This window comes from Campylobacter sp. 1569, assembly GCF_024723675.1.
GTDB lineage: Bacteria > Campylobacterota > Campylobacteria > Campylobacterales > Campylobacteraceae > Campylobacter_D > Campylobacter_D jejuni_C.
In genome coordinates this window covers 1-219 of sequence record NZ_JANQDB010000073.1, presented here as the reverse complement: position 1 = coordinate 219, position 219 = coordinate 1, and the positions used below count along the sequence as shown (strand labels likewise).

Genomic DNA, 219 nt, shown 5'->3' with positions numbered 1-219 from the left:
TTTTAAAATGCTAGAGTTTTTACTCTAGCATCTAAGGAGTTCTTAAAATTTTTAGAATTTATATTTAAAACCTACTTGACCACTTACATAAGTTTCATTTTTACCATCTGTTTTACCAGCTAGTATTTGTTTAGCTCCAATACCTGCATTTAAGCTAAATTGTTCATTAATATCAACATTACCACCTACAATGATTTGTCCATAAGTTTTTTTCTTATC

At 27.4% G+C, this 219-nt stretch carries 1 protein-coding gene; it reads right to left on the bottom strand.

What is annotated here, in order from left to right:
- Positions 1 to 51 precede the first annotated feature (51 nt).
- The coding region (locus CAMP5060_RS08235) for an autotransporter outer membrane beta-barrel domain-containing protein (RefSeq protein WP_337218216.1) at positions 52 to 219 on the bottom strand (168 nt) is incomplete at its 5' end.